Origin of the sequence: Streptomyces klenkii, from assembly GCF_003626645.1 — a bacterium.
In the GTDB taxonomy this organism is placed as follows: domain Bacteria; phylum Actinomycetota; class Actinomycetes; order Streptomycetales; family Streptomycetaceae; genus Streptomyces; species Streptomyces klenkii.
The window spans coordinates 1-3561 of the sequence record NZ_RBAM01000049.1; the positions used below are offsets into that span (position 1 = coordinate 1).

Consider the following 3561-nt stretch of genomic DNA (forward strand, 5'->3'; position numbering starts at 1 on the left):
CGTTCCAGCCGGGATTGGCCAATTCAAGAGGTCCCTCAGCGCTCCGGAACCGCAGTGTCCTGCCATGCGGTGTGGGTAGTCCAGCAGGACCCGTCGCGGCTCTGATTGTCGGGGCAGGGCCTCATCTGTCGGGGCGACTCCAGCACCGGGCGTCGCAGCAATCGGCGCCGCGCCATCATGTCGGCTATGTGGACGTGACATGCGCACCCACTTTCCGAATCGACATACATTCATGCATGCATGTAGTCTCGCATCGTGTCGGTGCAAGTGAGAAGACAAGAGGAGCGTTCGGCGGCCACGCGGCGGGCGCTGCTGGATGCCACGGTGAACTGCCTTGCCGAGCTCGGCTACACGGGCACGACCAGCGCCGCGGTCGCGGAACGGGCGGGCCTTTCGCGCGGCGCGCAGTTGCACCACTTCGGGACTCGCGACCAGTTGGTGGTTGCGGCCGTCGAGCACTTGGTGCAGGAGCGCCTGCGCCGCGTCCGAGAGCAGATGGAGCTGCTTGGACCTCCTGTGGTCGGACACGAAGATGCGGCGGACGCGGGGAAGCGGGAGATGGCGCTTCGGTTGCTGGCGGAGGCGCTCTCCGGCCCCTTGTACGCCGCGAGCCTTGAGCTGTGGGTGGCCGCTCGTGCTCACGACGCCTTGCGGGCCGAGCTCGTTCCCGCAGAAGACCGCGTCAACGCCGAGCTCGCCGAGATCTGCCGCACCTACGTCACCGGCGACCCCATCGAGATCCGGCTCACCCTGGACCTCCTCCTCGGTCGCGGGGTCAGCGGTCTGCTGGTTGCCCATCCCGGCCACCGTCAAGCCGAGGTCCTGGCCGCCTGGGCGCGGCGCCTGCAAGGAGGCCGTCGTGGCTGATATGCAAGCGCTGCTGGCGATGTGGTCGGAGAAGTTCGTCGGCTATCCGGACGGCTCGGATCTGCCGGCTCACCATGACCACTGCCTGGGCTGCGGCCCGGAGAACCCCCACGGGCATCGGCTGCGAGCCGTCCGTCACGGCGATGGCGTGCAGGCTTGGCACACCTTCGACAACCGCCACGTGGGCGCCCCCGGCATCGCCCACGGCGGCGCGGTGGCCACGGTCGTCGATGACCTCTACGGTTTTCTGCTCTTCCTCGAGGGAGGGCCTGCGGTGACCCGCCAGCTGGCGGTTGACTACCTCGCACCGGTGCTGATCGGAACGACGTACCGGCTGGATGCCCAGGTGGCCCGACGTGAGGGACGGAAACTGTTCGTCACAGCCGGCGCGACCGCACCGGACGGGCGCCCCGTGATCACTTCGACGGCCGTCTTCGTGAAAGTGAGCGTGGAGCACTTCGCTCAGGGCATTTCACCTGACGTTCCCGGCGATTGACCCCGCCACGGCTCCCCAGCAGCTTCGCACTACAACCCGGTCATCCGGCGCCGAGCCGACCACCGCAAGCACCCAGGAGAACCCCTCCACGCCATCGCCCCAACCCGCGCGACGGACTCTTGGAACATCGCGGTAGCCCAACCTGGTCTCCGCGCACTCACTACGCACACTGAGCTGCCCGCCTGGCACCCAGTGCATCACCAGCGCCGTGCCCCCTCGAGCCGCCGGGACTCTATGCCTGCCATGGCCCAAGGTCCAAGGTCCATGAGCCCGCGAGCAACACCCCGGTCGAGCTGTTCGGTCTGGCCCGTGCGCTCAGCATCGATGCCGAGAGCTGTCGACATGGCCCCTCTCCTGTCGACACCGCGTTCGCCGCCGATCTGGCACGTGCTGATCGAGGAGCTCGGCCTCACCATCCGCTCCTCCATGGATGCCTCAAGCGCGAGGGCATCCACACCACGAGGACTCGTGGCGCCCGCGGGCGCGCCGGATATGCCTCGTGGGACAGTCCCGTACGTTCACGGCGGTGATCCTGGCCGATTTCGCTGCACGGTGCACGCTGAATCTGGATCACGAGGGGTGCCGATGACTGGTCCGACTGCTCCGACCCTGATGAGTGGCGTATCCGCCTTGATGGGGTGTTGGAGGAGAGCACAGAGCTGCGAGAAACTCACCCGAAGGACGAGGTGGCGGAACTGCTGACTCAGCGTGGCGACGGGACCGGCGAATGATCCCCGGACCGCACCGCACGAAGGGCGGCGCACCACTGGTCGAGGCACTGCCCGGACAGGTCGGCCCGTTCGGCCCGTACGGAACAGACAGCGGCGATGACGCGGATGACCAGGCGCAGGACGTCCCGGGAAAGGGGAGGGAAGGCTGATGGGCTCGGCACTCGCCGCCGCCGTCCCCAGATCCGTCACCGCTCAAGACCAAACCCACCAACAACTGGCGTACCGGAGCAGAGTCCCGCAAACACATTGATATCCGGCATCGCCCGATGGAGGGTGAACGGGCACGGTGACCAGGGGGTGACCACCGTCTGGTGCTCTGCCAGCGAGGTTTGGAAGGTGCGGTCCGAATCAACGGAGCCGTGGCCTCGATCGCGGAGCCGCTGTGCGGGAAGACCCGGGCGGCCATGCTCGCGGCCGACCGGGAGCTGAGAGCCGCGGGGAATCAAGACGAGGCAGCGCAGTGAAGCGCGATGGCCCGTCAGCTGCTGATGCCCAAGCGGGCGAGTCGGCGCGGACGCAGTGTCCGAACAGTCTCGGGGGAACCTCAGGTGGACTGCCGATACTCGGCAAGCACGGATGATTGACAGGACGAACTGTGACAAAAGTCCGGGCATTCCGAGAGATCCAATATCCGACGCTACCGTTAGCGGCCGAAGTGGACCTGGACCACTACCACCAGATTCACCGTCGCGTGCGCCGGGTCCGCCCCAGCCACGCACCCCTGTTGATCGACGCTGTCGCCCTCGTCGACGTGGTCGCCAACGACGCCGAGAAGACCATCACTTGGGAGACGTTGGCGACGATCCCGCTCGCCGGCACCTCGGCGTAGTCCGAGCTATCCCTCGACAGGGCCCGACGGGCCAAGATCGTGAGACAGAATGCCGGGCCATCCGAATGAGACAACGCGAGAAGACGCAGGTCGTCACGACGGAACGGGACATTCCAATTGCGGCCCTACATACCGGGAGGTGACGCACACGCCCGGTCTGGAGCCGGTGGCGCCCCAGTGGTGCCACGTCACCGTGCTCCATTCCGGGCCGGTGGAGGAGGTCAGCGACGAGGAGATCCGCGCGATCACCGGCCGGGTCCGCGAGCGTTGCGCCGAGGTCAGGCCGTTCGAGCTGGCCCTGGACCGGCCCGTCGTGGGGAACGTGGCGCTGGAGTGCCCCGGGCGGCCCGGAGCACCGGCGCGGCGCCTGTGGGAGATAACGGCCCGGGCCGGCCGGGAGGTCCTCGGGGACCGCTACCCCCTGCTGCCCGCGGCCTACTACCCGCACCTCTCCGTGGCGTACGCTGGCCGCCAGGCCGCGCACGCCGACCGCACCGCCTTGAAGGCGCTGCTGTCGGACATCCCGGCCGGCCCGGTCTCCTTCCACGTGGACCGCCTGCACCTGGTCGCCCAGTCCCACGACGGGCGGCAGATCACCTGGCGGCCCGTCACCACCGTCCTGCTGGGGGAATCGTGAC

The 3561-nt window shown here is 68.0% G+C and carries 3 protein-coding genes and 1 pseudogene; all 4 read left to right on the plus strand.

Annotated features, from left to right (window positions below):
• The first annotated feature begins 255 nt into the window (after positions 1-255).
• The 4 genes and pseudogenes from D7231_RS34410 (at position 256) to D7231_RS34430 (ending at position 3560) form a co-directional block, all read left to right on the plus strand.
• The gene (locus tag D7231_RS34410) at positions 256-867 is read left to right on the plus strand and encodes a TetR/AcrR family transcriptional regulator (protein ID WP_158673889.1); all 612 of its coding nucleotides are present in this window, start codon (positions 256-258) and stop codon (positions 865-867) included.
• A 1-nt stretch (position 868) separates the two neighbouring features.
• On the plus strand, positions 869-1363 hold the full coding sequence (locus tag D7231_RS34415; RefSeq protein WP_120760265.1) for a PaaI family thioesterase: 495 nt from the start codon (positions 869-871) through the stop codon (positions 1361-1363).
• 272 nt (positions 1364-1635) lie between these two features.
• A pseudogene (locus tag D7231_RS38000) lies at positions 1636-1851 on the plus strand (DNA-directed RNA polymerase subunit alpha C-terminal domain-containing protein); the annotation flags it as partial.
• A gap of 1211 nt (positions 1852-3062) precedes the next feature.
• Positions 3063-3560 (plus strand): 2'-5' RNA ligase family protein, encoded by a 498-nt coding sequence (locus D7231_RS34430; protein WP_158673890.1) that lies wholly within the window; start codon positions 3063-3065, stop codon positions 3558-3560.
• Position 3561: the final 1 nt, after the last annotated feature.